The sequence below is a fragment of the Lysinibacillus sp. NPDC096212 genome, assembly GCF_044763105.1.
In the GTDB taxonomy this organism is placed as follows: Bacteria; Bacillota; Bacilli; order Bacillales_A; family Planococcaceae; genus Lysinibacillus.
The window spans coordinates 64,740-87,555 of record NZ_JBIWFQ010000025.1 but is presented as its reverse complement, the minus strand read 5'-3'; the positions used below and the strand labels follow the sequence as shown (position 1 = coordinate 87,555).

Genomic DNA, 22,816 nt, shown 5'->3' with positions numbered 1-22,816 from the left:
CTTATTTTTTATGAAAAAAATTGAAAGCCGGTGAAATTTTACTGATCGTAAAATTTCGCCGGCTTTTTAGTTTAGAGATGGGTTTTGTCCCAGCCTCTTTTTTTGTGATTTAAGAAACTATAGCATTCACTAAAACGTGGGGTTGATTTCCGTTCCGGCTGGGCGCTTTGTTGTTGCTGTCGCTACGCTTTCGCACAGATAAAACAATTGTTGCTGTCGCTACGCTTTCGCACAGATAAAACAATTGTTGCTGCCGCTTCGCTTTCGCACAGAGCGAAGCGGAGGAAGCGGCTCGACGCTCGCTCGCAGGAAACGAGTAGCCTGTAGCGGAAATCATTGTCTTCTAATTAATAGAAGTAGATGAAGATGGTTAAACAATATATCCTGATTCTTTATAAAATTTCTGGACAAACAATAAATTTGAAACCGAACGTATAATTTGCTAAACTTAGATTATAATAATTCTAATGTAGATGAATTTCAGTTCTTCATGACATGTTCACAAATTATTGATGAACTATTGTCGAACTGTGCTATAATGAGATTTGTTAATTAGAACGTGAGAGGTGTTATTCATGCATACCATCGTAGTAGGCTTGAATTATAAAACGGCGCCAGTTGAGATTCGTGAAAAGTTATCATTCATAGAGAGTGAACTACCACAGGCAATGGAAGCGCTGCAGAAGCAAAAAAGTATATTAGAAAATGTTATTGTTTCGACATGTAACCGCACAGAAATATATGCAGTAGTTGATCAAGTGCATACTGGACGTCATTTTGTGAAACAATTTTTAGCAAATTGGTTCGACCTACCTGTGGAGACATTTTCTTCGTATTTAACAATTCGTGAAGAAGATGCGGCAATCGAACATTTATTTAAAGTGACGGCTGGAATTGATTCGATGGTACTTGGCGAAACTCAAATTTTAGGACAAGTACGAAAAAGCTTCTTAAATGGACAAGAGATTGGAACAACAGGTACGGTATACAATCAACTATTTAAACAAGCGGTGACATTTGCGAAGCGTGCACATAATGAAACGGCTATCGGTGAAAACGCGGTATCTGTCTCTTATGCAGCAGTTGAATTAGCGAAAAAAATATTCGGATCTTTACAACGTAAACATGTAGCAATTTTAGGTGCAGGAAAAATGGGGGAACTTGCTATTGAGAACCTTTACGGTAGCGGTGTAGGAAAAGTAACCGTAATTAACCGTACGTTCGAAAAAGCAGAAAGTCTGGCAGCTAAATTTGACGGTGAAGCAAAATCTATGAAGGAACTACAATGTTCGTTATTAGAAGCGGATATTTTAATTACGTCTACAGGTGCAACAGATTATGTTATTGACTATGAATTGATGCAATTTGTTGAACGTTTGCGTAAAGGTAAACCATTATTTATGGTAGATATTGCAGTGCCGCGTGATATTGATCCACGTGTTGGAGATTTACCAAATGTTTTCTTATATGATATAGATGATTTACAAGGCATCGTCGAAGCAAACTTAGCTGAACGTGAACGTGCTGCGGCTGATATTTCTGTTATGATTGGCAAAGAGGTTGTGCAATTTAAAGATTGGGTTGCGACTCTTGGCGTTGTCCCTGTCATCTCGGCTTTACGTAAAAAAGCGAATCATATTCAAGAAGAGACAATGATTAGTATCGAAAATAAAATGCCGGATTTAACGGATCGAGAACGTAAAATTTTAAGTAAGCATACAAAGTCTATTATTAATCAATTGTTAAAAGAACCAATTTTGCAAGCTAAGGAAATGGCAAATTCACCAAAAGCAAATGAACAGTTACGTTTATTCCAACAAATTTTCGGTATTGAGGATGCTGTGGAAGCTGAAGTTACTGCGATGACAGAACAAGAGCTTGAACGCAAAGAGCGCTTACAGTCGTCACAATCTTCCACTGAACCAAAGTATTCTTTCTAAAGATGTCTATGTGTTCGCGGTGCAACTTTAGAAAAGTTGTCCTACGAGCTTTATCCCGCGAACGAGATTTTCTACTGATTTTTAAATGAGGCGTTTTCGTATCTGTATGGTAAACTAAGGATACGAAAACGTTTTTTTTCTAGGCTAAAGTACACTACTTTAGCACTTTCAAAATAAAGAAGGGATGTCTATTGGCTGATTTGACAATGACAAGGCTCTATGAAGTAATGATCGTCTTGTATGGGATCAGTCTAGTATTTTACTTTACTGATTACTTTTATAAGCAAATACGAGCAAGGCGAATTGCTTTTTGGCTTGTTTCATTCGTATGGGTAATTCAAAGTGCCATTATTATTTTAACTTTTGTGGAAACGAAGCGTTTTCCGATTTTATCTTTGTCAGAAGGGATTCTCTTTTATTCCTGGCTGCTCGTGACATTATCAATTATTTTGCACTGTATTGCACGGGTTGATCTACCGGTGTTTGTTATTAATATACTAGGATTTTTATTCGCTAGTATCTTTACTTTTATGCCAAAACGGTCAACAGGAGTAGTTAGCGATACTTTAATTTCGGAATTGCTGTTTATTCATATATCATTTGCAATATTATCGTATGCAGTGTTTTCGTTAACATTTGTTTTTGCGATATTGTATTTAGTATTATATCGTTTGCTAAAAAAGAAAAAATGGTCACATTTATGGACAAGGTTACCATCACTACAGCAGACGAGTAACTGGATGAATGTTTCATTTTTCATTGCTATTCCAGTGCTATTTGTAAGTTTAGTTTTAGGGTTTGAATGGGCACTACTAACGCTAGAGAGTTTTTCGATTTTTGATGCGAAGATTATTGGGTCCTTTATTATTTTAATTTTGTATTGCTTTATATTGTATGTGAATCGTAAAGGTAAACTGACAGGGACAACTTATGCGTGGGTACATATATACGCTTACCTATTAGTTGTAGTTAACTTCTTTTTAGGAAGTAGTTTATCACGATTCCATTTATGGTATTAGAAGAGAGGTTGGAGACTGTTGAGAAAAATTATTGTAGGTTCTAGGAGAAGTAAGCTAGCTTTAACACAAACAAATTGGTTTATCAATGAGTTAAAAGCAGCTGGTGTACCATTTGAATTTGAAGTGAAAGAAATTGTCACGAAAGGTGATCAAATTTTAGATGTACAGCTATCTAAAGTAGGTGGTAAAGGGCTTTTCGTAAAAGAAATAGAACAAGCACTTTACGACAAAGAAATTGACTTTGCTGTTCATTCTATGAAGGATATGCCTGCAGTACTGCCTGAAGGATTAGTAATTGGCTGTATTCCACCACGTGAAGATGCGCGTGATGCATTTATTTCAAAAGGACATGTGAAATTTGCCAATCTTCCAGCAGGAGCTGTAGTTGGGACAAGTTCTCTTCGTCGCAGTGCTCAACTTTTAACAGTCCGTCCAGATATAGAAATTAAATGGATTCGTGGAAATGTAGATACACGTTTAGCTAAACTTGAAACGGATGAATATGATGCAATTATTTTAGCAGCAGCTGGACTAAAACGCCTTGGCTGGAGCGATGATGTAGTGACTGAGTTTTTATCTGTAGAGGATTGTCTACCAGCAGTAGCACAGGGTTCTTTAGGCATTGAATGCCGTGGAGACGATACGGAGCTATTAACGGAATTAGGCAAGTTAACAGATAGCCTAACATGGAAAGAAGCACATGCAGAGCGTGCTTTCCTAGCGGCTATGGATGGTGGCTGTCAAGTACCTATCGCAGGATACGCAAAGTCTAATGGGGAAGAAATTACATTAACTGGCCTTGTTGCTGCACCAGATGCTTCAGTTGTTTATAAGGAAACTGTTGTGGGCACTGATGCGGAAGCAGTTGGGAAAGAGCTTGCTGAGATTTTAACGAAGCAAGGTGCTTTTGAATTAATTCAACGAGTAAAGGCAGAGCAAGATGCAAAATAATTTACCTTTAGAAGGTAAAACTATTATTTTGACAGGTACATCTAAAACGACAACAATAATAGATGATATTACAGCTTTAGGTGGCCAAGCAGTAATTGCCCCATTGATTGAAACTTGTGAGCTGATCGATAGTAACGACGATGTGCAGTTAGAGTTTGCACGTCAATTTGAATGGCTCATTTTTACGAGTCAAAATGCTGTAGAAGCTTTTGCTAGTAAGATGCGCCGATTTAATGTAAAGGCAGCGCATTTTCCTGGGAAAATTGCTTCTATTGGTACTAAAACTACTACAGCCTTAGAACAGCTAGGATTCCACGTGAGCTTTATGCCTTCTATATTTAGTGCAGATGTTTTTGTTCAAGAATTTCCTAGTGTTGCAGAAAGCAATCCTACATGTCTATTTATTCGTGGAGAAAAAGCGAAAAAGACATTAAAAGAAGGGCTACCCTTTAAATTGAAGGAATGGACAGTTTATGAAACGATTGAGCGACACGACCAAAAACAATTAATGATTGAATGTATCCGTGCGAATAGCGATGTCACAGTGATTTTTGCTAGCCCTTCCGCTGTTGATGTTTACGCGAAGGATGTAGCTTCGGTAATTGGTTGGGAGGCAGTAAGTGTAGCCGTAATCGGTCATATTACAGAAGCAGCTATTTTGAATCACGGTGCTATTGTGGATGTTATGCCGAGCGTATATACAATGCACGCAGTCATCGAGGAAATAACGAAAGTAGGAGAAAGAAAATGACAAAATTACAATTTCAAAGACATCGTCGTTTGCGTGCAAATGCTGCAATACGATCAATGGTAAAAGAAACATACTTACACAAAGAAGACTTAATTTATCCAATCTTCGTTATGGAAGGCGAAAATATTAAAAACGAAGTATCTTCTATGCCGGGAGTTTTTCAATTTTCATTAGATAAACTTGAAGCTGAGATTGATGAAGTTGTTGCTTTAGGTATTCCTGCGGTTATTTTATTTGGCTTACCTGCAGAAAAAGATGCAGTCGGAACTGGTGCATTCCATGATCATGGTATTGTGCAAGAAGCAACACGACTTATTAAAGCTCGCTACCCAGAGCTTTTAGTTATTGCAGATACATGCTTATGTGAATTTACAGATCATGGTCATTGTGGCTTAATTGAAGGCGATCAAATTTTAAATGATCCTTCATTAGATGTTTTAGCACGTACAGCAGTATCACAAGCAAAAGCCGGTGCGGATATCATCGCTCCTTCCAATATGATGGATGGTTTTGTGGCAGCGATTCGTGCAGGACTAGATGAAGCAGGCTTTGAAAATGTTCCGATTATGTCATATGCCGTAAAATATGCATCTAGCTACTATGGTCCATTCCGAGAAGCGGCTGATGGTGCGCCTCAATTTGGTGATCGTAAATCATACCAAATGGATCCATCGAATCGTATGGAGGCATTCCGTGAAGCAGAGTCGGATATTGCAGAAGGTGCAGATTTCTTAATCGTTAAGCCAGCTCTAAGTTATTTAGATATTATTCGTGATGTAAAAAATAACTTTACATTACCGATTGTTGCATACAACGTTTCTGGTGAATATGCAATGATTAAAGCAGCGGCTATTAATGGCTGGATTGAAGAGAAAAAAGTAGTGCTTGAAACGTTACTTAGCATGAAACGTGCAGGCTCAGATTTAATCATTACGTATCATGCTAAAGATGTTGCACGTTGGTTGGAGGAGAAATAAATGACGCGTTCTTACGAAAAATCAAAACAAGCTTATGCTGAAGCAATTAACTTAATGCCAGGTGGCGTTAGTAGCCCAGTACGTGCATTCAAATCCGTAAATATGGATCCAATATTCATGGAATCTGGTCAAGGTGCTATTATTAAAGACATTGATGGCAATGAATATATTGATTATGTATTATCATGGGGACCTCTTATTTTAGGTCATACACATCCTGAAGTTGTACAAGCAATTGCAGAAACAGCAGCGAAAGGCTCTTCGTTTGGAGCACCGAGCTATACAGAAAATCGATTAGCTAAATTAGTATTAGATCGTCTTCCTGGTATGGAAATGATTCGCTTCGTGTCTTCTGGGACAGAGGCTACGATGTCTGCTTTACGCGTAGCTCGTGGTGTTACAGGACGCGATAAAATTTTGAAATTTGAGGGTTCTTATCATGGTCATGGAGATTCCTTACTTATTAAAGCAGGCTCAGGGGTAGCTACATTAGGCTTACCTGACAGTCCTGGTGTCCCAGCGGATATTGCACGTAATACGTTAACAGTAGCGTACAATGACTTAGAAGGGGCAAAACTAATTTTCGAAAAGTTTGGTTCAGAGCTTGCGGCAGTAATTGTTGAGCCAGTCGCAGGGAATATGGGCGTTGTCCCTCCACAACCAGGCTTCCTACAAGGCTTACGTGAATTAACAAAGGAACATGGAACATTGTTAATTTTTGATGAAGTTATGACAGGCTTCCGTGTTGACTATGGCTGTGCACAAGGTTATTTTGATGTAACACCAGATATGACAACGTTAGGAAAAGTAATTGGTGGTGGACTTCCTGTCGGTGCATTTGCAGGGAAAAAAGAAATTATGGAGCAAGTAGCACCAGCTGGTCCAATCTATCAAGCTGGAACATTGTCAGGGAATCCATTAGCAATGACAGCAGGCTATGAAACATTATCTCGCCTTGATAATAGTTCTTATGAATACTTCAAAAAGCTAGGAGATCAATTAGAGGCTGGTTTCCGTGAAGCAGCAACGAAATACAATATTCCACATACTGTGAATCGTGCTGGCTCAATGATAGGTTTCTTCTTTACGAACGAAGATGTTATTGATTTTGATTCAGCAAAAACGTCTGATTTACAATTATTTGCTGAATACTTCCGTCTAATGGCAGAGGAAGGTATTTTCTTACCGCCATCTCAATTTGAAGGTTTATTTATTTCTACTGCGCATACGGAAGAGCATATCGCAAAAACGGTTGATGCTTTCCATAAAGTATTTGCACAATTAGCAAGATAATAGGTAGTTACAAAATAGCATGCTAGGAGTATTTTCTGGCATGCTATTTTTTGTTGTTTAGTAATGTAATTTACTTTTGTCTGCAATGGTTATATTTTTACGGTTCATCACAAAAAGTTGTGGATGAATTTTGGTGAAATGTCTACTATGTAAATAAGTTGATCTTCGTTCCGGCTGGGCGACTCCTTGGGGATTAGCGATTAAGAGGAACGAAGGCTAAAACCATCACGTCCTGTGATAACGCCTTCGTGACCAACATCGGTGCTGTTGCCGTCACTTCGTTGCACTACGTTTTCGCACAGAATGAAACCCTTTTGCTGACGTTGCGTTAGCACTACGCTTTCGCGCAAAAAACATCTGTTGGCCCGAGACCCTGCAGCGAAGCGAAGCGGCTCATCGGACGCCCCCAGGAAGCTTTGCTCTGTGCGAAAGCGAAGCGTCAGCAACAATTGTTTTATCTGTGCGAAAGCGAAGCGTCAGCAACAAAGCGCCAAGTCGGAACGGAAATCAACCACACGTTTTGGTGATGATCCATTTTTACCCGTTAAATGATAATGAATGTATGATCGTTACCGCTTGAAAAAAATTTATTAAAATTATAACTTTCAGCATAGCCAAATTGTAGGCGAAATCGTATATAATAGAGCTATTCGTAAAAGAAAGTAGTGAATTGATATGGCAACTGGCACACATATGGTCGAAGTACCCGTAGGAATTGAAAATGTATGGGATTTCGTCAGTGATATGGAAAAATGGGCAAAGCTTGTCCCAGGTTATAATGCACATGAAATGATTGATGAAAAACATTCAAATTGGACGTTTAAAGGCAATGTTGGTGTTCTGAAAAAAACAGTAAAAGTAGAGATTACTATTTTAGAATGGGCAGCGCCTACAAAAGTAACATTCGAGTTAAAAGGACTTTCTGATAACTTTTCAGGAAACGGTTATTTCTTAGCAGAAAGTATTGATGCAGAAAATACAAAAATGACAGGCTTCTTAGAAGTAACAGCAGGAGGATTAGCTGGTCCTGTTTTAAATCCAATCTTTAAGCCGATTGTACCAAAAGCAACACAAATGTTAACAGATCGTGTAGCGAATAGAATTAAATTGGTGAATGTATAATTCGCTGTTGAACCAACAGTAAAGAGGCATGCTAGAAGTTTTCTAGTATGCCTTTTTTAGGCTTATCAACGGTGATTTAACTGTTCCGCTCTAGTTCTTTCCTGGGGCTTTCTATGTGTCACTTTCCAAGGTGCAGTTCGAAATTCGAACGCAATGTTTATCCTCCGCGAAAGCAAAGTGACAGCTACATTATTAAGCCAAAACGAAATTGATTAATCATCCTATAGCATACTATCCTTCGGAGCTTCATATGATGCAAGGGGAGGGATTATTATCGAACAGAAAACTTGGAATATGAGTGAAACTTTTTGTTTTCCTGGCTATGGCAGTCCAACAGAAATAGCAGATGTACAAATTATGCCACGGTGGCAGACGATGCAGTTAGAAGATTCTCTACGATTAATGGGTATCTATCATATCACAGCACATGTTCGTTTTGATTTTCAAGACATGCAAGCTTTCTTAGATGATGAAGAATTAGTACAAATTGATGCTCTCGATATTCAAGGGGATACTGGTTATTTTGAATATGCAGTTCCTTTAAATGTGGATTTACCAAAGGAAGCAGCTATTGAAGATTTAATGGTAAAGGATGTTCGACCTAAATTGACGAATCAGTTGTGTCAGCTCGAATGGACGGTTACAAGTATTTTTAATGAGCTTGAGCCAGCATTCGAAAAAGCGCATGCTTTAGAAAAACAGCCTGTCACTGTCAATGCCTCAGCTCAAATAGAGAAGGGATTTCTTATAAAAGAAACGGCAGCAGTAGTAGCTTCGATTCAAGAAGAAAAACCTGCGGCTGTAGTGGCTTCGGCACAAGAAGAAAAAACTATAGCTGTAGTGGCTCCGGCACAAGAAGAAAAAACTATAGCTGAAGCGGCTTCGGCACAAGAAGAAAAAACTATAGCTGTAATGGCTTCGGCACAAGAAGAAAAACCTGCAGCTGAAGCGGCTTCGGCACAAGAAGAAAATTCTACAGTTGTAACAACATCAGAACAAGAGGAAAAATCAAAGTTTGTAACATTTGCAGTAAAAAAGGAAAAGTCTGAAGCAATAGTAGCTTCAGACAAAAAAGAAAAGGCTGCACCAGCTGTGCAAAAAACAATGTTGAGGGAATCCTCAAGTCATATTGTAGTCCGTGAATCCAGCTCCTGGCATGAAGTTCCATCGATGATTTGGGATTTAACGGAAGATTATACGCCGCTAAAGGTTCGTGTTTCAAATGACTTCATTCAAAAGTAAATAGCATAGAAGAAGCAGGAGCAATAGGATGACAAAATCTCCAGATGTTGGAATGATGATGACACGTATAAACTGAAAAACACAAATTGGCACAATTATCGTTTTGCAGTAAAAACGAAATTGTCGTAGCCATGGTGGTAAATGCCAAGGATTATACTTACGTCGACGCATTTGAATTTTCACTTCCTTTTCTAGTAGTGCTTCCTAAAAAATGACTAAATCACTTGAAAAATTCTACGATTCTGCGGTACAATGTGAAAAAGTCGAATATAGATGCTATGACAGGGAAGAGTAAATTATTAGTACATTTTAAGAGAGGAAACGGTAGCTGAAAAGTTTCTATATGTACCTAATTGAATGTAGCCCTCGAGCAGCTTTAGTGAACTAACAGTAGTTAAAGCCGGTTAAACACCGTTACCGAATTAAGAGCCAGTAGTAAAAGGCTTAAGTAGTAGTACATTTTTTTCTAATGAAATGTGTGACAGCTTAACACGCCTCTGCTGGAATTAAAGGTGGTACCGCGAACTTAAACTCCTTCGTCCTTTTAGACGTTAGGAGTTTTTTTTATTTTCATTAATCTTCTGGTACATATGCCTCTACCTGAGACATAAAAACAGAATGATTGGTACAATCTCACACATGTAAAATTATTAAGTCAACAGGAGGAGTCAAAATGACAGAAAACATTTCAATGCCTACAAAATATGATCCGCAGTCCATTGAAGCGGGTCGTTATGAATGGTGGTTACAAGGGAAATTTTTTGAGGCACAGCCTACAAGTGAAAAGGAGCCCTATTCTATCGTTATTCCACCACCGAATGTAACCGGTAGACTACATCTTGGCCATGCTTGGGATACAACATTACAAGATATTTTAATTCGTATGAAGCGCATGCAAGGTTATGATGCACTTTGGTTACCGGGAATGGACCATGCAGGTATTGCGACACAAGCAAAAGTAGAAGCCAAACTACGAGAAGATAATATTACACGTTATGATTTAGGACGTGAAAAATTCCTCGAAAAAACATGGGAATGGAAAGAAGAGTATGCTGGGCATATTCGCGATCAATGGGCGAAGCTTGGTCTTGGGTTAGATTATTCTCGTGAGCGTTTCACACTTGATCAAGGTCTTTCCGATGCAGTTAAAACTGTTTTCGTTCAATTATATGAAAAAGGCTTAATTTATCGTGGCGAACGCATTATTAACTGGGACCCTGCTGCAAAAACAGCATTATCAGATATTGAAGTTATTTATCAAGATGTTCAAGGTGCATTCTATCATATGAAATACCCATTAGCTGATGGCTCAGGATATGTGGAAGTTGCGACTACACGTCCTGAAACAATGCTAGGTGACTCTGGGGTAGCTGTTCACCCGAAAGATGAGCGCTATCAACACTTAATCGGTAAAACAGTTATTTTACCAATCGTAGGTCGTGAAATTCCTATCGTAGCAGATGACTACGTAGATATGGAATTTGGTACTGGGGTTGTAAAAATGACACCAGCACATGATCCTAATGACTTTGAGGTTGGTAACCGCCACAACCTAGAACGCATTCTTGTTATGAATGAAGATGGTACAATGAACGAGCTTGCTGGCAAGTATAACGGTATGGATCGCTTTGAATGCCGTAAGCAAATCGTAGCTGATTTACAAGATTCGGGTGTGCTTATCCGTATTGAAGAGCATACACATTCAGTAGGTCACTCTGAACGTTCTGGTGCTGTTGTAGAGCCATATCTTTCAGCACAATGGTTCGTAAAAATGCAACCACTCGCTGATGCTTCACTTGCCCTTCAAAAAGATGAAGAAGGAAAAGTGAACTTCGTACCATCTCGTTTCGAAAACACATATTCTCGTTGGATGGATAACATTCGTGACTGGTGTATCTCTCGTCAGTTATGGTGGGGTCACCAAATCCCAGCTTGGTATCACAATGAAACAGGTGAAATTTACGTAGGAAAAGAAGCACCAGCAGATGCAGAGAATTGGACACAAGATGAAGACGTTTTAGATACATGGTTCTCGTCAGCACTATGGCCATTTTCTACAATGGGTTGGCCAGATGAGACAAATGAAGAATATAAACGTTACTATCCAACAAGCACACTTGTAACGGGTTATGATATTATTTTCTTCTGGGTTTCTCGAATGATTTTCCAAGGTCTTGAATTTACAGGTCAACGTCCATTCAAAGATGTATTAATTCACGGTTTAGTACGTGATGGTGAAGGACGTAAGATGAGTAAATCACTTGGCAATGGTGTAGATCCTATGGACGTTATTGATCAATACGGTGCCGATTCATTACGTTACTTCTTAGCTACTGGATCTTCACCTGGTCAGGATTTACGCTATACAACTGAAAAAGTAGAAGCAATTTGGAACTTCTCTAACAAAATTTGGAATGCCTCTCGTTTTGCTTTAATGAACATGGAAGGTATGACATTTGATGAAATCGACTTAACTGGTGAAAAATCAGTTGCCGATAAATGGATTCTAACTCGCTTAAATGAAACAATTGAACGTGTAACATCTCTTGCAGAACGCTACGAATTTGGCGAAGTTGGCCGCGAGCTATATAACTTTATTTGGGATGATTTCTGTTCTTGGTATATTGAAATGGCGAAATTACCGTTATACGGTGATGACGAAGCAGCTAAGAAAACAACTCGTTCTATTTTAGCTTACGTTTTAGATCAAACTATGCGTCTATTACATCCATTCATGCCGTTCATTACAGAAGAAATCTGGCAGCACTTACCTCATGAAGGTGAATCAATTACAGTGGCAGCATGGCCAACTGTACGTACGGATCTTCATTTTGCTGAGGAAGCGGATAATATGAAGCTCCTAATGGATATTATACGTTCAGTACGTAATATTCGTGCGGAAGTAAATACACCTATGAGCAAAAAAGTGCCGCTATACATTTCAGCGAAGGATGCTGCAACGGCTACAGTACTTGAAGCCAATAAAGCATATTTAGAAAAATTCTGTAATCCAGAAACGCTAACAATTGGAGAAAGTTTAGAAGCTCCTGGTCAGTCAATGACAGCAGTAGTTACTGGAGCTGAGCTATTCCTACCGCTTGTTGGACTTATTAATCTAGAAGAAGAAATTGCTCGTCTTGAAAAAGAATTAGAGAAATGGGCAAAAGAAGTCAAACTAGTAACTGGTAAGTTATCGAATGAGAAATTCGTGTCCAAAGCGCCAGAAGCATTAGTTAATGCAGAACGTGAAAAATTAGCCGATTACGAAAGTAAACATGCGGTTGTATTAAAACGTTTAGAAGAACTGAAAAATATGTAAGATTGAGACAGCGGATGGCGAAAGTCATCCGCTGTTTTTTAATGCAACAAAACATATGTGTTGTTTTAGGTGAAAATATTTAGTTGGGAACATTATGGTGCACAACAACTGCAATAGTATGAAATCAACTTAAAAATACACGGATTCTCGCTTTTAAAAGTGTTTTTTTTAGCTTTCATTCAAAGTACAAGAGTTTTTTTCGAAATGTATGTGTATTGGGCGCTACTTATACTAAAATAGAGATATTGTAGTAAGAGGGAGTGTTTCTTTTGTTTAAAACGATGAAAGAATGTACAGATTTTATTTTTACGTTAAAGGCAATTGATCATAAGCGTGCACCGCTCGTATTAATGCGAGAGGTATTGGTACTTCTTAATAACCCGCAGGATAGGCTGCGCGCTATCCATTTAGCAGGCTCAAATGGAAAAGGGTCAACAGTGAATGCTCTAAGAGAAATGTTACAGCATGCTGGCTATAAAGTAGGCGCCTTTACTTCACCCCATTTAGAGCGTGTTAATGAACGTATGACTATTAATGGAAATCAAATTTCTGATGAACAATTTTTACACTATATGAATAAAATTGCTGAGATTATTGAGACACATTATGAAGGTGACTTTCCGAGCTTTTTTGAAGTTGTAACACTTATTATGTTCCAACATTTTGCGGATGAAGAAGTGGATATTGCGCTGATTGAAACGGGACTTGGTGGACGTTTAGACGCTACGAATGTCATTACGCCCCTAATTTCAATTATTACAACGATTTCACTAGAACATACTGCGTTTTTAGGAGATACATTAGCAAAGGTAGCGTTTGAGAAGGCTGGCATTATTAAAGAAAATATACCTGTTGTAGTGGGTGTTAAAAGTGAGGAGGCACTTACTGTTATCGAAGAGGTAGCAAATGAGCGTCATGCCCCATGTCTTGTTTTAGGGAAGGACTTTACGGTTGAAAACATTGAACAAGGTACTAATATACAGCACTTTAATTACCGAAAAGCAAATGTGGAGATGGTGGCTGTTCCATTAAAAATGGCTGGTCCGCATCAAATAAATAATGCAAGCCTTGCGATTACAGCAATCCTAACGTTAAGAGAGAATGAAGCCATTGACATTTCAGATGAATCAATTCGTCAAGCTTTGGCTAAAGCTCAGTGGGCAGGCCGTTTTGAGCAATTACCTGACAATATTATATTAGACGGAGCACATAATTCTGAAGGAACTGCCGCACTAATTCAAACACTAAAAACGGTTTATCCACGCCAAAACTATCGATTTATATATGCAGCATTATCGGATAAAGATCATGCGAAAAGTATTGCTTTAATGGATAGTATTGCTACATCAATTGCGTTTACACAAATTGAGCTACCGAATGCTATGCCTGCTGATCAATTAGCTGCATTATCTACAAACACGAACAAAATGTATAATGCGAATTGCCGTGAAATGGTTCAAACGATGCTGCATCAAAGAAATGATGAAGATGTTATCGTCATTACAGGCTCATTGTATTTTATAGCTGAAATACGACAATGGCTACAGGGGGAACAACGATGATTCCAAAATTGAATAGTTACAAGGAAAAGTGGAATGTTCAGAGTGATGATGTTATTAAACCTGGTCTAACTGCGATTGAAGAGGCATTGGCACGAGTAGGTAATCCAGAAAACAAATTGCAAGTCGTGCATTTAGCAGGGACTAACGGTAAAGGCTCGACACTTACATTTCTAGAATCTATCGCCAAAGAACATGGTTTACGTGTTGGTAAATTTATGTCTCCTTGTATTGTGGACGTACATGACCAAATTCAAGTAGAGGGTCAAGCTATTACAGAAGCGGAAATGAATCATGTATTTCAACAAATGCAGGCAGCTGGACTAAGTGGGAGACTAACAGATTTCGAACTTTTAACGGTTGCAACATTTTTACACTTTGTTGCTAGTGATGTAGATATCGCCCTTATTGAAGCAGGTATGGGGGGGTTACTTGATAGTACGAATGTGGTTACACCAATTGTGTCAATCATACCGAGTATCGCATTAGAGCATACGAATTTTTTAGGAAATACGATTGAAAGTATTGCCCATCATAAAGCAGGAATTATTAAGCCGTATCGTCCAGTTATTATCGGGGATCTACCGTTAGAAGCGAAGAATATAGTCTATCAGGAAGCTCAAAAAAAACATTCATCCGTTCTTGAACTAAATCATCAATTTTATGTAGAACGAGAGAATGATGGAGAGAGCTATATGCTTAACGACAATGACTTCCATATAACAAAGCTTACACGCACAATGAAGGGAGCTCATCAGGCAAATAATATGGCTCTAGCTATTACAGCTTTTTTTGAAGTGGCGAACTCATTACAGTTACAAGTTAGTAAAGAAGCTGTTCAAAAAGCTGTGAAAAACGCAACCATTTTAGGACGTTTTGAAGAAATTATGCCTTATATTTTTTTAGACGGTGCGCATAATCCAGCGAGTGCTGAGAAATTAATAGAAACGATTAAGCAAGAGTTCCCAGGTGAGCAGATTACTTTTGTAATGGGTATTCTTGCTGATAAGGCTGTAAAAGAGATTTTGCAGCAATTCGAGCAGGTAAGTGATAGTTTTTACTTTGTTGATTTCAATAATCCCCGTGCGATGGCTGCTCACAACATGCTTGAGCTGTCGAACGCCTCTCGTAAAACAGTTTTAGAAGATTATGTGCAATTTTTAAAACTACAGTCAGAAAACAAATCGAGAACGATTGTATCGGGTTCGCTGTATTTATTAACGGAAGTACGTAGTAGATTAAAAAATAGTTAGCATTTAGTTGAACGAACAAAATCAGGTACTCATAAAAATGAGTCCTGATTTTTTTTATTTAGTGTGAAAAATAATTTATACGATGGACTATTTGAGTAAAATTGTTCTTTGATCTTTTTTCAGGCGTGTTGATTAGGGAAATATAGGTTTTTATTGGCTGTTAAAGGATTTTTTTGTTGATATTTTGCTAATGTATGCCCATTTTAACTGATTGTAGCGTAGGGCTACTCGACTCCCGCGGGAAAGCGAGACAGACGAGACCCTGCACGGAGCGCAGCGGAGGAAGCGGCTCGACGCTCGCCCGCAGGAAGCCTTGCTCTGCGCGAAAGCGAAGCGTCAGCGACAAAGCGAGTAGCCCGTAGCGGAAATCAGAGCCTTCAAATTAATTGGAGTGGATAAAAATGGTTAATAAACACGCTTGATCCCTTTTGTTTATAGTAAAACTTTCGTTGCAAAAATAGTTATTTTTGAAGTGAAACATCGAAAATAACTATTAAATCAAAATGTAGTAAATTAGCATTTACACATTCTTTTATACATATACTTATATATCAAATTGTAACAATCTCGTCTTGTCTAAATTGATTTTGATATGTTAAAGAAAGAGGTGATGGTCGAATGAAAATTGTCAGTCATGTGATGAAAAAACAAGTATTTCGAGCGATGATTATTGGAGGAATAGTTGGACTTTTTGGTGTAGCCCTTTTTTTAGGTATTCTTCAAGCAAGTACTAAATTTTCTTTAAAAAACGATAGCACTGAGGTAGCCACTAAAAGTAATAATGGTAATTCATCCGGAGAAACAATTCCAACAGCTGGAGGAGCAACGAACGGACCTATGTTTTTTGCAAGTCAAGCAGGGGTCTATTCAAATTATGAAAGTGCAAGCTCGTTTGTATCTGAACATCCTTCATTAAAAGAAAGTGCCGTTGTCGAGGTTGACGGAAAATTTTATGTTTGGACAAGTATGGTTACAGATGAAAGTCAGCTTGTCTTTTTAAAAGATCCTGCAACATTTAAAAAAGCATTTACTTTAAGCGGTGACAGTTGTAAGGAGGCAACGATTGCAGAACTTCCATCTGTGCTAGCTGACAAAAATGCAACAAAATTAAATTTTAAAGATAATTCGAAGGATTCTACGTTGCCTGCTGATTGGCAATCTATTGGAGCGGCTGCCTCGTCTATTTCAACCGATATCAGTATTGTTCGCTTACAAGTTTTTGCCCATTACAAATCGAAAAATGCTTGTCTTCAAGTGAAATTTTAAACACAAAAGATAGTGAAATTAGCATTATCTTGATTTTTAGAAAATTTTCAAATCCCAATTTCTCCGTTATGATAACTAATAAGGAGGAATGGTCAGATAATGTTTAAAACAAATCACAAGCTAGTGCTTGCTTCAGCTTCACCACGACGAAAAGAATTGCTTGCTATGCTATCACTTCCATTTGACATAATAACTAGTGAAGTAGAAGAGACAAGCGTCCAGGCAACTACAATGCAAGATTATGTAAAAGGTGTAGCTCTATTAAAAACACGTGATGTGGCGAAAAAAGCTCCAAAGGCCACGATTATTGGAGCAGATACTATTGTTGTTTATGATGATGAGCTACTCCATAAACCTAAAAATCGTGAGGAAGCAATTTCTCACTTATTGCGCTTATCAGGTAAGCGTCATGCGGTCATGACAGCTGTTGCCATTATTGAGCCTAACGGTAATGAAACTACATTCGTCGAAGAGACAAATGTTGTTTTTCATCATTTATCGAAGGAGCTCATCGAAGCATACGTAGATTCGGGAGATCCATTTGATAAAGCAGGTGGTTATGGTATTCAAACTGCTGGAACTCTTCTAGTAAAACGAATTGAAGGAGATTATAACAATGTTGTCGGCTTACCACTTGCAGCGTTGTTTACGCAATTGGTAGCACTCAATATTATCCAATTTGCAAAGGAGTGAGGCTTTTTTGCCAAATGATGTTTTACCAAGGACGATGATACGAGACGTTAATATAGAGGATCGACCTCGTGAAAGACTACGGAGACAAGGAGCTATGAGTTTATCGAATCAGGAGCTGCTAGCTATTTTACTAAGAACAGGCACTAAAGAAGAGTCTGTTCTTGTACTTGCAAATCGCGTACTAAGCGTTTTTGAACGTTTACATCATTTGAAACATGCAACAATAGAAGAAATGGTTGCTATTAGAGGGATTGGTGAGGTCAAAGCCATTCAATTATTAGCGGCAATTGAACTCGGTAGACGTCTCGCACAGAAATATAACGATGAAAAATATACGATTCGTTCACCGGAAGATGCAGCTGCCTATTTAATGCCTGATATGACCTCACTGAATCAGGAGCATTTTGTAGTAGTAAAGTTAACATAAATACGAATAAATACTAGCAGATTGAGCCTAATAAAAGCTTATATCTGCTATTCGTATTTTTTGATTTCTGTGTCCTTTACCTTTAGAGCGCTCTACTATTTCAATTTTAACACTTTCAAAAAATGTTTGAACAAAAGCTCGTCTTTCTTCTTGGTTTAAACGAAAATAATTTTCATTAAAGGAATTTGTTATTTCTTTATATCTTTCTATATCTACTGGATCTCGAGGAGTTCCTTCAATATTTATTAATTCTTTTTGTAAAGATTCATAACGTACTCTTGATTCATCCATTCGGCCTTTAAATTCATCATCTGTAATCCAATTATTAGCCCAAGCTCTTTGGTATTTCTCGCGTTGATTTTCTATTTGTTTTATTTCATTTTTGATTTCTGACAAATTGTTGTCTTCTTTATAGTCTTCAGTTTTTGATGCTGAAACCGCAAGATTACTCATGTATTCAATTAGAGCTTCATCGATTTTAATTTCTGAAGTACTGAAAGGAGGTCGATCACGATGATTTAATGCGCATGCTTGGCATCTGTAATAATTTCTTACTTCAACAGCTTTATCAGTTTTACGACCCCAAGTAGTACGTTCAGATGTGCAACGGTTCCCACAATCAGGGCATATTACTTTTGTTTGATAAACAAAGTGACTTGTTACATTGCGACTTTTATAATTTTGCCGTGACGAAATTATTCTTTGTAGTTGTTCAAACTCTTCTTTTGTCATAATTCCTTGATGAGTATTTTCGTAAACTTCATCTTTCCAATACATAGCTCCATACAACGCTGGATTGTGTAATAAGCTTAATAACGTACGTATATGCCATTTGTATCCGCGTTTAGGCTTATATTTAGTGGAATCCATATAAAATGCTAGTTGTCTAAAAGACATGCCCTCACGTATCTTTTTAACCATTAATTTTACTGCTTTGATTTCTTCCTTGTGTATTTGTAATTTGTGATTTTCATCTTTATAGAATCCATAAGGTGGTTGAGCAGCCCATTCACCTTGACGAGCTTTTTCTACTTGTCCCATTGTTACACGTTCGCCTAAATTGGCACTTTCCCATTCTGCAATTGCAGCTATTATCGTTATAAACATTTTCCCCATAGCTGTGGATGTATCATAAAATTCAGTTGCTGATCGAAATGTACAATTGTATTTTTCTAACTCATCTAAAATTCGGTGTAGATCACGTACTGAACGTGTTAATCTATCTAATCGATAAACTAATAAAACTTTTATATGTCCTGCTCTAATATCTTCCATCATCTTTTTTAATTGAGGTCTTTTTGTATCGCGCCCAGAAATACCTTCATCTACATAAAATTTATGTTCGTTCCAATTTTGAGCCATACAGAATGCTTTTAGACGTTCTCGTTGAGCAGAGATAGAATAACCTTCATTAGCTTGTTCTTCTGTAGATACACGAATGTAAATTCCTACTGTCATAGTAATACTTCCTTTCTGTTTAAGTAATTCATATTGATTATAGCAAAATAGAATAGTATTAATATTCGCTTTTAAGAATATGGAATAAAATACATTACTACATTATTAAACATCTTTCGATAAATAACGACAAATATTAATATATTTCAATCGGAGAAAATGTATAACAAGGAAAATATTTCTTCATATGTCGATGCGCGTCATTTAAAACTTTTTCACAAATTCAATATTTATGTTTACAATATAACTATAAACAGAAATGTCGAATGTTGTAAAAGTTGGTTTAAATCTTTTTATTACTTAATTACCGTTGATTAAGAACAAGTGTTCTTATATAATTTAAAAATAAGAGGTGATTGTATGGTGAATGGTAATGGGTTACATAATGAAGAAATAATTAATTTAATTGAAAGCAGTCCAAGTAGTTTAACGCAAGATCATCTGAATATAATTGAAATGGTGTTAAAGATTAACAACAAAAAGGCATTAGACACGTTATACGTTCTAACCAAATCAGTATTAAAAAAGAGCAACTCACTTTGATTGAGTTGCTTTTTCTTTATTTTGTCTTACCAGCATTTATGGATTTTATAAATTCAAGTAATGTTTTTAATTGTAAATCATCTAACTCACTTGCTTCGATGATTAAATCTCTAATTTGATCATTTCCACGTAACATGGCTTCTGTAACTATATCTGCATATAACTCCTCTGGCGTTAAAATCATTTCACCTTCACCATTTAATAACCATTCTTCGTTTACATCAAATTCTCTACATAAATGTTTTATAAATAATTCTGTTGGTTCTACTCTACCTAATTCATATGACGCGATTACATTTCTTGTTACAGAAAGTTTATTAGCAAAATCTTCTTGAGAAAGACCTTCATGTTTTCTTACCTCTTTAATTCTTTTATTCACCATTTCCAATCTCCCTTCTATACATTAAGTGTACAATATTATTTTTGTGTCTGCAAGCACAAAAAAATTACCTTTTGTGTTTACAAACACTATTTTTGGTGATATATTGTGTTTGTAGACACGAAACGAGGTGATTTTTATGAATCAGCAAACTTCGCAAAATCAAAATTTTAATAAAGAAGAAAATTTGAAACAGACATTAGAAGGTTTGTTGGTGTTGGACAATGTGCAACTTGCACTTATTAGCGGTGTGATCGCTGGTATGAAACTAGAACGACAAATTCAAAATGATGGAAATGAGGCCTTTTGAATTACTTTCGACAAATTTACCAATGCGCTGTGATACCGAGCCGATGACGGTATAGTCGTTACTTATAGCTTATATGACGGTAGCAACGTTAATAGATTTATCAGAAGGAGGAAATATATTGAAAACTATGCCATCTATTGAAACTCAACAACGTATGCATGCTTTCTTTATGAAAACATCAATACCACGTATCTATAAAGAACTTTTAGAAGCTGAGCAACAAAGAAAGGAGGCTGAGGCATTAAATAAAAATCAAAGTAGCAGAGTGGAACAAAATGTCGGACAAGGATAAACAAGCTGCATTAAATAAACGAGCGAGAGGGTGACTATTAAGTGGTAAAAGAAATACCTTTGCAAAATGGAATGGTTGCTCTTGTGGATGATGAGGATTTCGAAAGAGTAAATCAGCATATTTGGAGCGTTGGAAAAATAGGACAAATCGTTAGTCGAATTGACGGTAAACAAGTATCACTTAAAAAATTTATAATAGGTGATTTTGATAGTAAAGGAATTACCAATATAAACAAAAACTTTTTTGATTGCAGAAAAGAAAATTTAAGATTCGCTAATCAGAGAACTATCACCAGAAACACTAGGGGTTCTAAAGGTTCATCATCAAAATACAAAGGTGTGTATTGGGATAAAAGTAGAGGTAAATGGGTCGCTGAAATTCGCGTTGACAATAAAAAACGATTTTTAGGACGTTTTGATAACGAGGACGACGCTGCTAAAAAATACAATGAAGCTGCTTTTGAATTTTACGGTGAAGATTGCTTCTTAAATGTAATAGGGAAAAATAACAACGTTGAAGATTGGACTTTAAAGGAAAACTCTTTCACTAGAAGAAATGGCAAGAGTGGTTATAGAGGTGTGAGGGTTAATGACAGAACATTTACATCATCTGTTTATTATAACGGCGTTGATGTTTATGTTGGTAGTTTTGCTGATTCAATACAAGCTGCTAAAGCCTACGATCAAAAAGCATTTGAATTGTATGGTGACAAAGCAATTTTAAATTTTCCTGAAATGAAAAATGAATATATACAAGGCCTTGCAAAGAGGTGAATCTATTGAAGCAAATTAAACCAGTACCAGTTGTATTAGTCAGTGAAGCAATAAAAAAAGTAGTATCAACACGTCAGAAGTAAAACTATCAAACTATTTGGAGGTTAATTGAGTGGGAACAAAAATTATGCCTGCTGAAACAATGCAATGTAAATGCAACGTGTGCAGTAAAGAATTTCACATAGAAGAAGCTATGTATTGCACACGCTGCGGAACAAAACTTGAATTAAAAAATGCGGTTACTAAAACGGAATTTCATCTCCAGTAATCTTAAAGCCGGTTTGTTTAACCACTTCAACCTGTGGGTGCTTCACTTCAATCAATTGTTCTTGATTGAAAAGTGAAGGAGAAGCACATTTTGGACAGAATGCAGCATCAGCATCTAGAACGAATTCTTCTTCGTCTTCAAAATCATGTTCTACAATTTCGTTGATGTCAGTAATGAATGAAGATGTTCCAGTACATTCATTGCGAATAGGAGAGCCGCATTGAGTGCAATAAATATGGTCTTCAGTTAGATCAGTAATTTCATGATTACATCTTAAACAATTTTTTAAGTATTTATTATCATGTGTTTCTATAGTCATTTTAACACCACCTTTCTACCAATAGTTTAACAGAAAGGAAATATAAGGGGGAACAAAAATGAACGCAGTATTAAATGTTAAAGGTTCTAAGTTATCAGTTCTATCAATTCATTATCGTGAAGGTAAGATTACATCTGTTTATGCAGTTGATGAAAATGGTTGTGAAGAGCGTTTTATCGAAAAATCACAAAGCCAATACGATACATCACCACATAATGCAATCGATGATTTAGAAAAGGCACTTGAGTATCCCGAACTTGAAGAAAGAATTGTGGAAGGCAATAACAAGCTTATCGAGCATCTTGATGAAATGGTTAAACAGGAAAATAGTGAGTTAACAGATATAGCAATTGAAGCTATGGAAAGTGAGCCGGACTTACCGTTTGATAGCCATCTATCAAAAAAGCAACGTAAGTACAAGCTCCAACAACAACGTGTATTAGGATGGATTGACGCAGTAGAAGAGGTCAAAGCATACACGGAGGGTTATTACGCACATGTCGATGACGAAGCAACTGAAACGCAAAGCAGTAATCCAGCAACTGAATAAGCTTGGCATCCACAATATTGAAGGACAACCGTTAGATGTTGTCTTGTATTCAGCACTACTTAAAACATTAGCGCTTAAACGAGCTGCTGATAATTGAAGGGAGATTTAAATA

General features: G+C 37.1%; 20 protein-coding genes, 1 pseudogene and 1 other annotated feature. Of the genes and pseudogenes, 18 read left to right on the top strand and 3 right to left on the bottom strand.

Annotation, left to right across the window (positions count from 1 at the left end; all coding sequences use genetic code 11):
• Positions 1 to 575 precede the first annotated feature (575 nt).
• From hemA to ACIQ7T_RS20950, 14 genes and pseudogenes are all read left to right on the top strand, one after another.
• Positions 576 to 1,940 (top strand): glutamyl-tRNA reductase, encoded by a 1,365-nt coding sequence (gene hemA, locus ACIQ7T_RS21015; RefSeq protein WP_370075447.1) that lies wholly within the window; start codon positions 576 to 578, stop codon positions 1,938 to 1,940.
• Between the two features lie 191 nt (positions 1,941 to 2,131).
• Complete coding sequence (gene ccsA / locus ACIQ7T_RS21010; protein ID WP_370075446.1) at positions 2,132 to 2,959, top strand: cytochrome c biogenesis protein CcsA; 828 nt, start codon at positions 2,132 to 2,134, stop codon at positions 2,957 to 2,959.
• An 18-nt stretch (positions 2,960 to 2,977) separates the two neighbouring features.
• Positions 2,978 to 3,910, top strand: coding sequence for a hydroxymethylbilane synthase (hemC, locus tag ACIQ7T_RS21005; protein WP_402873234.1), 933 nt, complete (start codon positions 2,978 to 2,980; stop codon positions 3,908 to 3,910).
• Positions 3,900 to 4,661 carry a uroporphyrinogen-III synthase gene (locus tag ACIQ7T_RS21000; protein ID WP_370075444.1) on the top strand — a complete coding sequence of 254 codons (762 nt, stop codon included), beginning with the start codon at positions 3,900 to 3,902 and terminating at the stop codon, positions 4,659 to 4,661. The genes hemC and ACIQ7T_RS21000 overlap by 11 nt, the downstream gene beginning before the upstream one ends.
• Positions 4,658 to 5,638 carry a porphobilinogen synthase gene (gene hemB, locus ACIQ7T_RS20995; RefSeq protein ID WP_402873231.1) on the top strand — a complete coding sequence of 327 codons (981 nt, stop codon included), beginning with the start codon at positions 4,658 to 4,660 and terminating at the stop codon, positions 5,636 to 5,638. The genes ACIQ7T_RS21000 and hemB overlap by 4 nt, the downstream gene beginning before the upstream one ends.
• Positions 5,639 to 6,931, top strand: coding sequence for a glutamate-1-semialdehyde 2,1-aminomutase (gene hemL / locus ACIQ7T_RS20990; protein ID WP_370075442.1), 1,293 nt, complete (start codon positions 5,639 to 5,641; stop codon positions 6,929 to 6,931).
• A gap of 675 nt (positions 6,932 to 7,606) precedes the next feature.
• Positions 7,607 to 8,053 carry an SRPBCC family protein gene (locus tag ACIQ7T_RS20985; protein WP_370075441.1) on the top strand — a complete coding sequence of 149 codons (447 nt, stop codon included), beginning with the start codon at positions 7,607 to 7,609 and terminating at the stop codon, positions 8,051 to 8,053.
• Between the two features lie 294 nt (positions 8,054 to 8,347).
• Positions 8,348 to 9,295 (top strand): valyl-tRNA synthetase, encoded by a 948-nt coding sequence (locus ACIQ7T_RS20980; protein ID WP_370075440.1) that lies wholly within the window; start codon positions 8,348 to 8,350, stop codon positions 9,293 to 9,295.
• A gap of 269 nt (positions 9,296 to 9,564) precedes the next feature.
• Positions 9,565 to 9,842: a binding site (T-box leader), on the top strand.
• 126 nt (positions 9,843 to 9,968) lie between these two features.
• Positions 9,969 to 12,614, top strand: a complete 2,646-nt coding sequence (locus ACIQ7T_RS20975; RefSeq protein ID WP_402873226.1) for a valine--tRNA ligase — start codon at positions 9,969 to 9,971, stop codon at positions 12,612 to 12,614.
• 269 nt (positions 12,615 to 12,883) lie between these two features.
• Entirely contained in the window at positions 12,884 to 14,176 is a 1,293-nt protein-coding gene (locus ACIQ7T_RS20970) for a bifunctional folylpolyglutamate synthase/dihydrofolate synthase (RefSeq protein ID WP_370075438.1), read from the top strand.
• Positions 14,173 to 15,426 carry a bifunctional folylpolyglutamate synthase/dihydrofolate synthase gene (locus ACIQ7T_RS20965; protein WP_370075437.1) on the top strand — a complete coding sequence of 418 codons (1,254 nt, stop codon included), beginning with the start codon at positions 14,173 to 14,175 and terminating at the stop codon, positions 15,424 to 15,426. Before ACIQ7T_RS20970 ends, ACIQ7T_RS20965 begins: the two co-directional genes overlap by 4 nt.
• Before the next feature lie 618 nt (positions 15,427 to 16,044).
• Positions 16,045 to 16,692: a hypothetical protein gene (locus ACIQ7T_RS20960; protein WP_370075436.1), complete on the top strand. Its 648-nt coding sequence runs from the start codon at positions 16,045 to 16,047 to the stop codon at positions 16,690 to 16,692.
• A 99-nt stretch (positions 16,693 to 16,791) separates the two neighbouring features.
• A complete protein-coding gene (locus tag ACIQ7T_RS20955; protein ID WP_370075435.1) occupies positions 16,792 to 17,385 on the top strand; it encodes a Maf family protein in 594 nt (197 codons plus the stop codon).
• 34 nt (positions 17,386 to 17,419) lie between these two features.
• Positions 17,420 to 17,806 (top strand): annotated as a pseudogene (locus ACIQ7T_RS20950) (UPF0758 domain-containing protein); the annotation flags it as partial.
• A gap of 33 nt (positions 17,807 to 17,839) precedes the next feature.
• Here ACIQ7T_RS20950 and ACIQ7T_RS20945 read toward each other — a convergent pair.
• The gene (locus ACIQ7T_RS20945; protein ID WP_402873222.1) at positions 17,840 to 19,270 is read right to left on the bottom strand and encodes a recombinase family protein; all 1,431 of its coding nucleotides are present in this window, start codon (positions 19,268 to 19,270) and stop codon (positions 17,840 to 17,842) included.
• Positions 19,271 to 19,829: 559 nt separating this feature from the next.
• Positions 19,830 to 20,192: a helix-turn-helix transcriptional regulator gene (locus ACIQ7T_RS20940; protein ID WP_402873219.1), complete on the bottom strand. Its 363-nt coding sequence runs from the start codon at positions 20,190 to 20,192 to the stop codon at positions 19,830 to 19,832.
• A 139-nt stretch (positions 20,193 to 20,331) separates the two neighbouring features.
• Here ACIQ7T_RS20940 and ACIQ7T_RS20935 point away from each other — a divergent pair, with 139 nt between their 5' ends.
• The 3 genes from ACIQ7T_RS20935 (at position 20,332) to ACIQ7T_RS20925 (ending at position 21,567) form a co-directional block, all read left to right on the top strand.
• Entirely contained in the window at positions 20,332 to 20,502 is a 171-nt protein-coding gene (locus ACIQ7T_RS20935) for a hypothetical protein (protein WP_402873216.1), read from the top strand.
• Positions 20,503 to 20,620: 118 nt separating this feature from the next.
• Positions 20,621 to 20,794 carry a hypothetical protein gene (locus tag ACIQ7T_RS20930; RefSeq protein WP_402873241.1) on the top strand — a complete coding sequence of 58 codons (174 nt, stop codon included), beginning with the start codon at positions 20,621 to 20,623 and terminating at the stop codon, positions 20,792 to 20,794.
• A gap of 41 nt (positions 20,795 to 20,835) precedes the next feature.
• Positions 20,836 to 21,567, top strand: a complete 732-nt coding sequence (locus ACIQ7T_RS20925; protein WP_402873213.1) for an AP2 domain-containing protein — start codon at positions 20,836 to 20,838, stop codon at positions 21,565 to 21,567.
• 242 nt (positions 21,568 to 21,809) lie between these two features.
• Here ACIQ7T_RS20925 and ACIQ7T_RS20920 read toward each other — a convergent pair whose 3' ends face one another.
• Positions 21,810 to 22,154 carry a hypothetical protein gene (locus tag ACIQ7T_RS20920; RefSeq protein WP_402873210.1) on the bottom strand — a complete coding sequence of 115 codons (345 nt, stop codon included), beginning with the start codon at positions 22,152 to 22,154 and terminating at the stop codon, positions 21,810 to 21,812.
• 58 nt (positions 22,155 to 22,212) lie between these two features.
• On the opposite strand from ACIQ7T_RS20920, the gene ACIQ7T_RS20915 reads away from it, so the two are divergent.
• The gene (locus ACIQ7T_RS20915) at positions 22,213 to 22,704 is read left to right on the top strand and encodes a hypothetical protein (protein WP_402873207.1); all 492 of its coding nucleotides are present in this window, start codon (positions 22,213 to 22,215) and stop codon (positions 22,702 to 22,704) included.
• Positions 22,705 to 22,816: the final 112 nt, after the last annotated feature.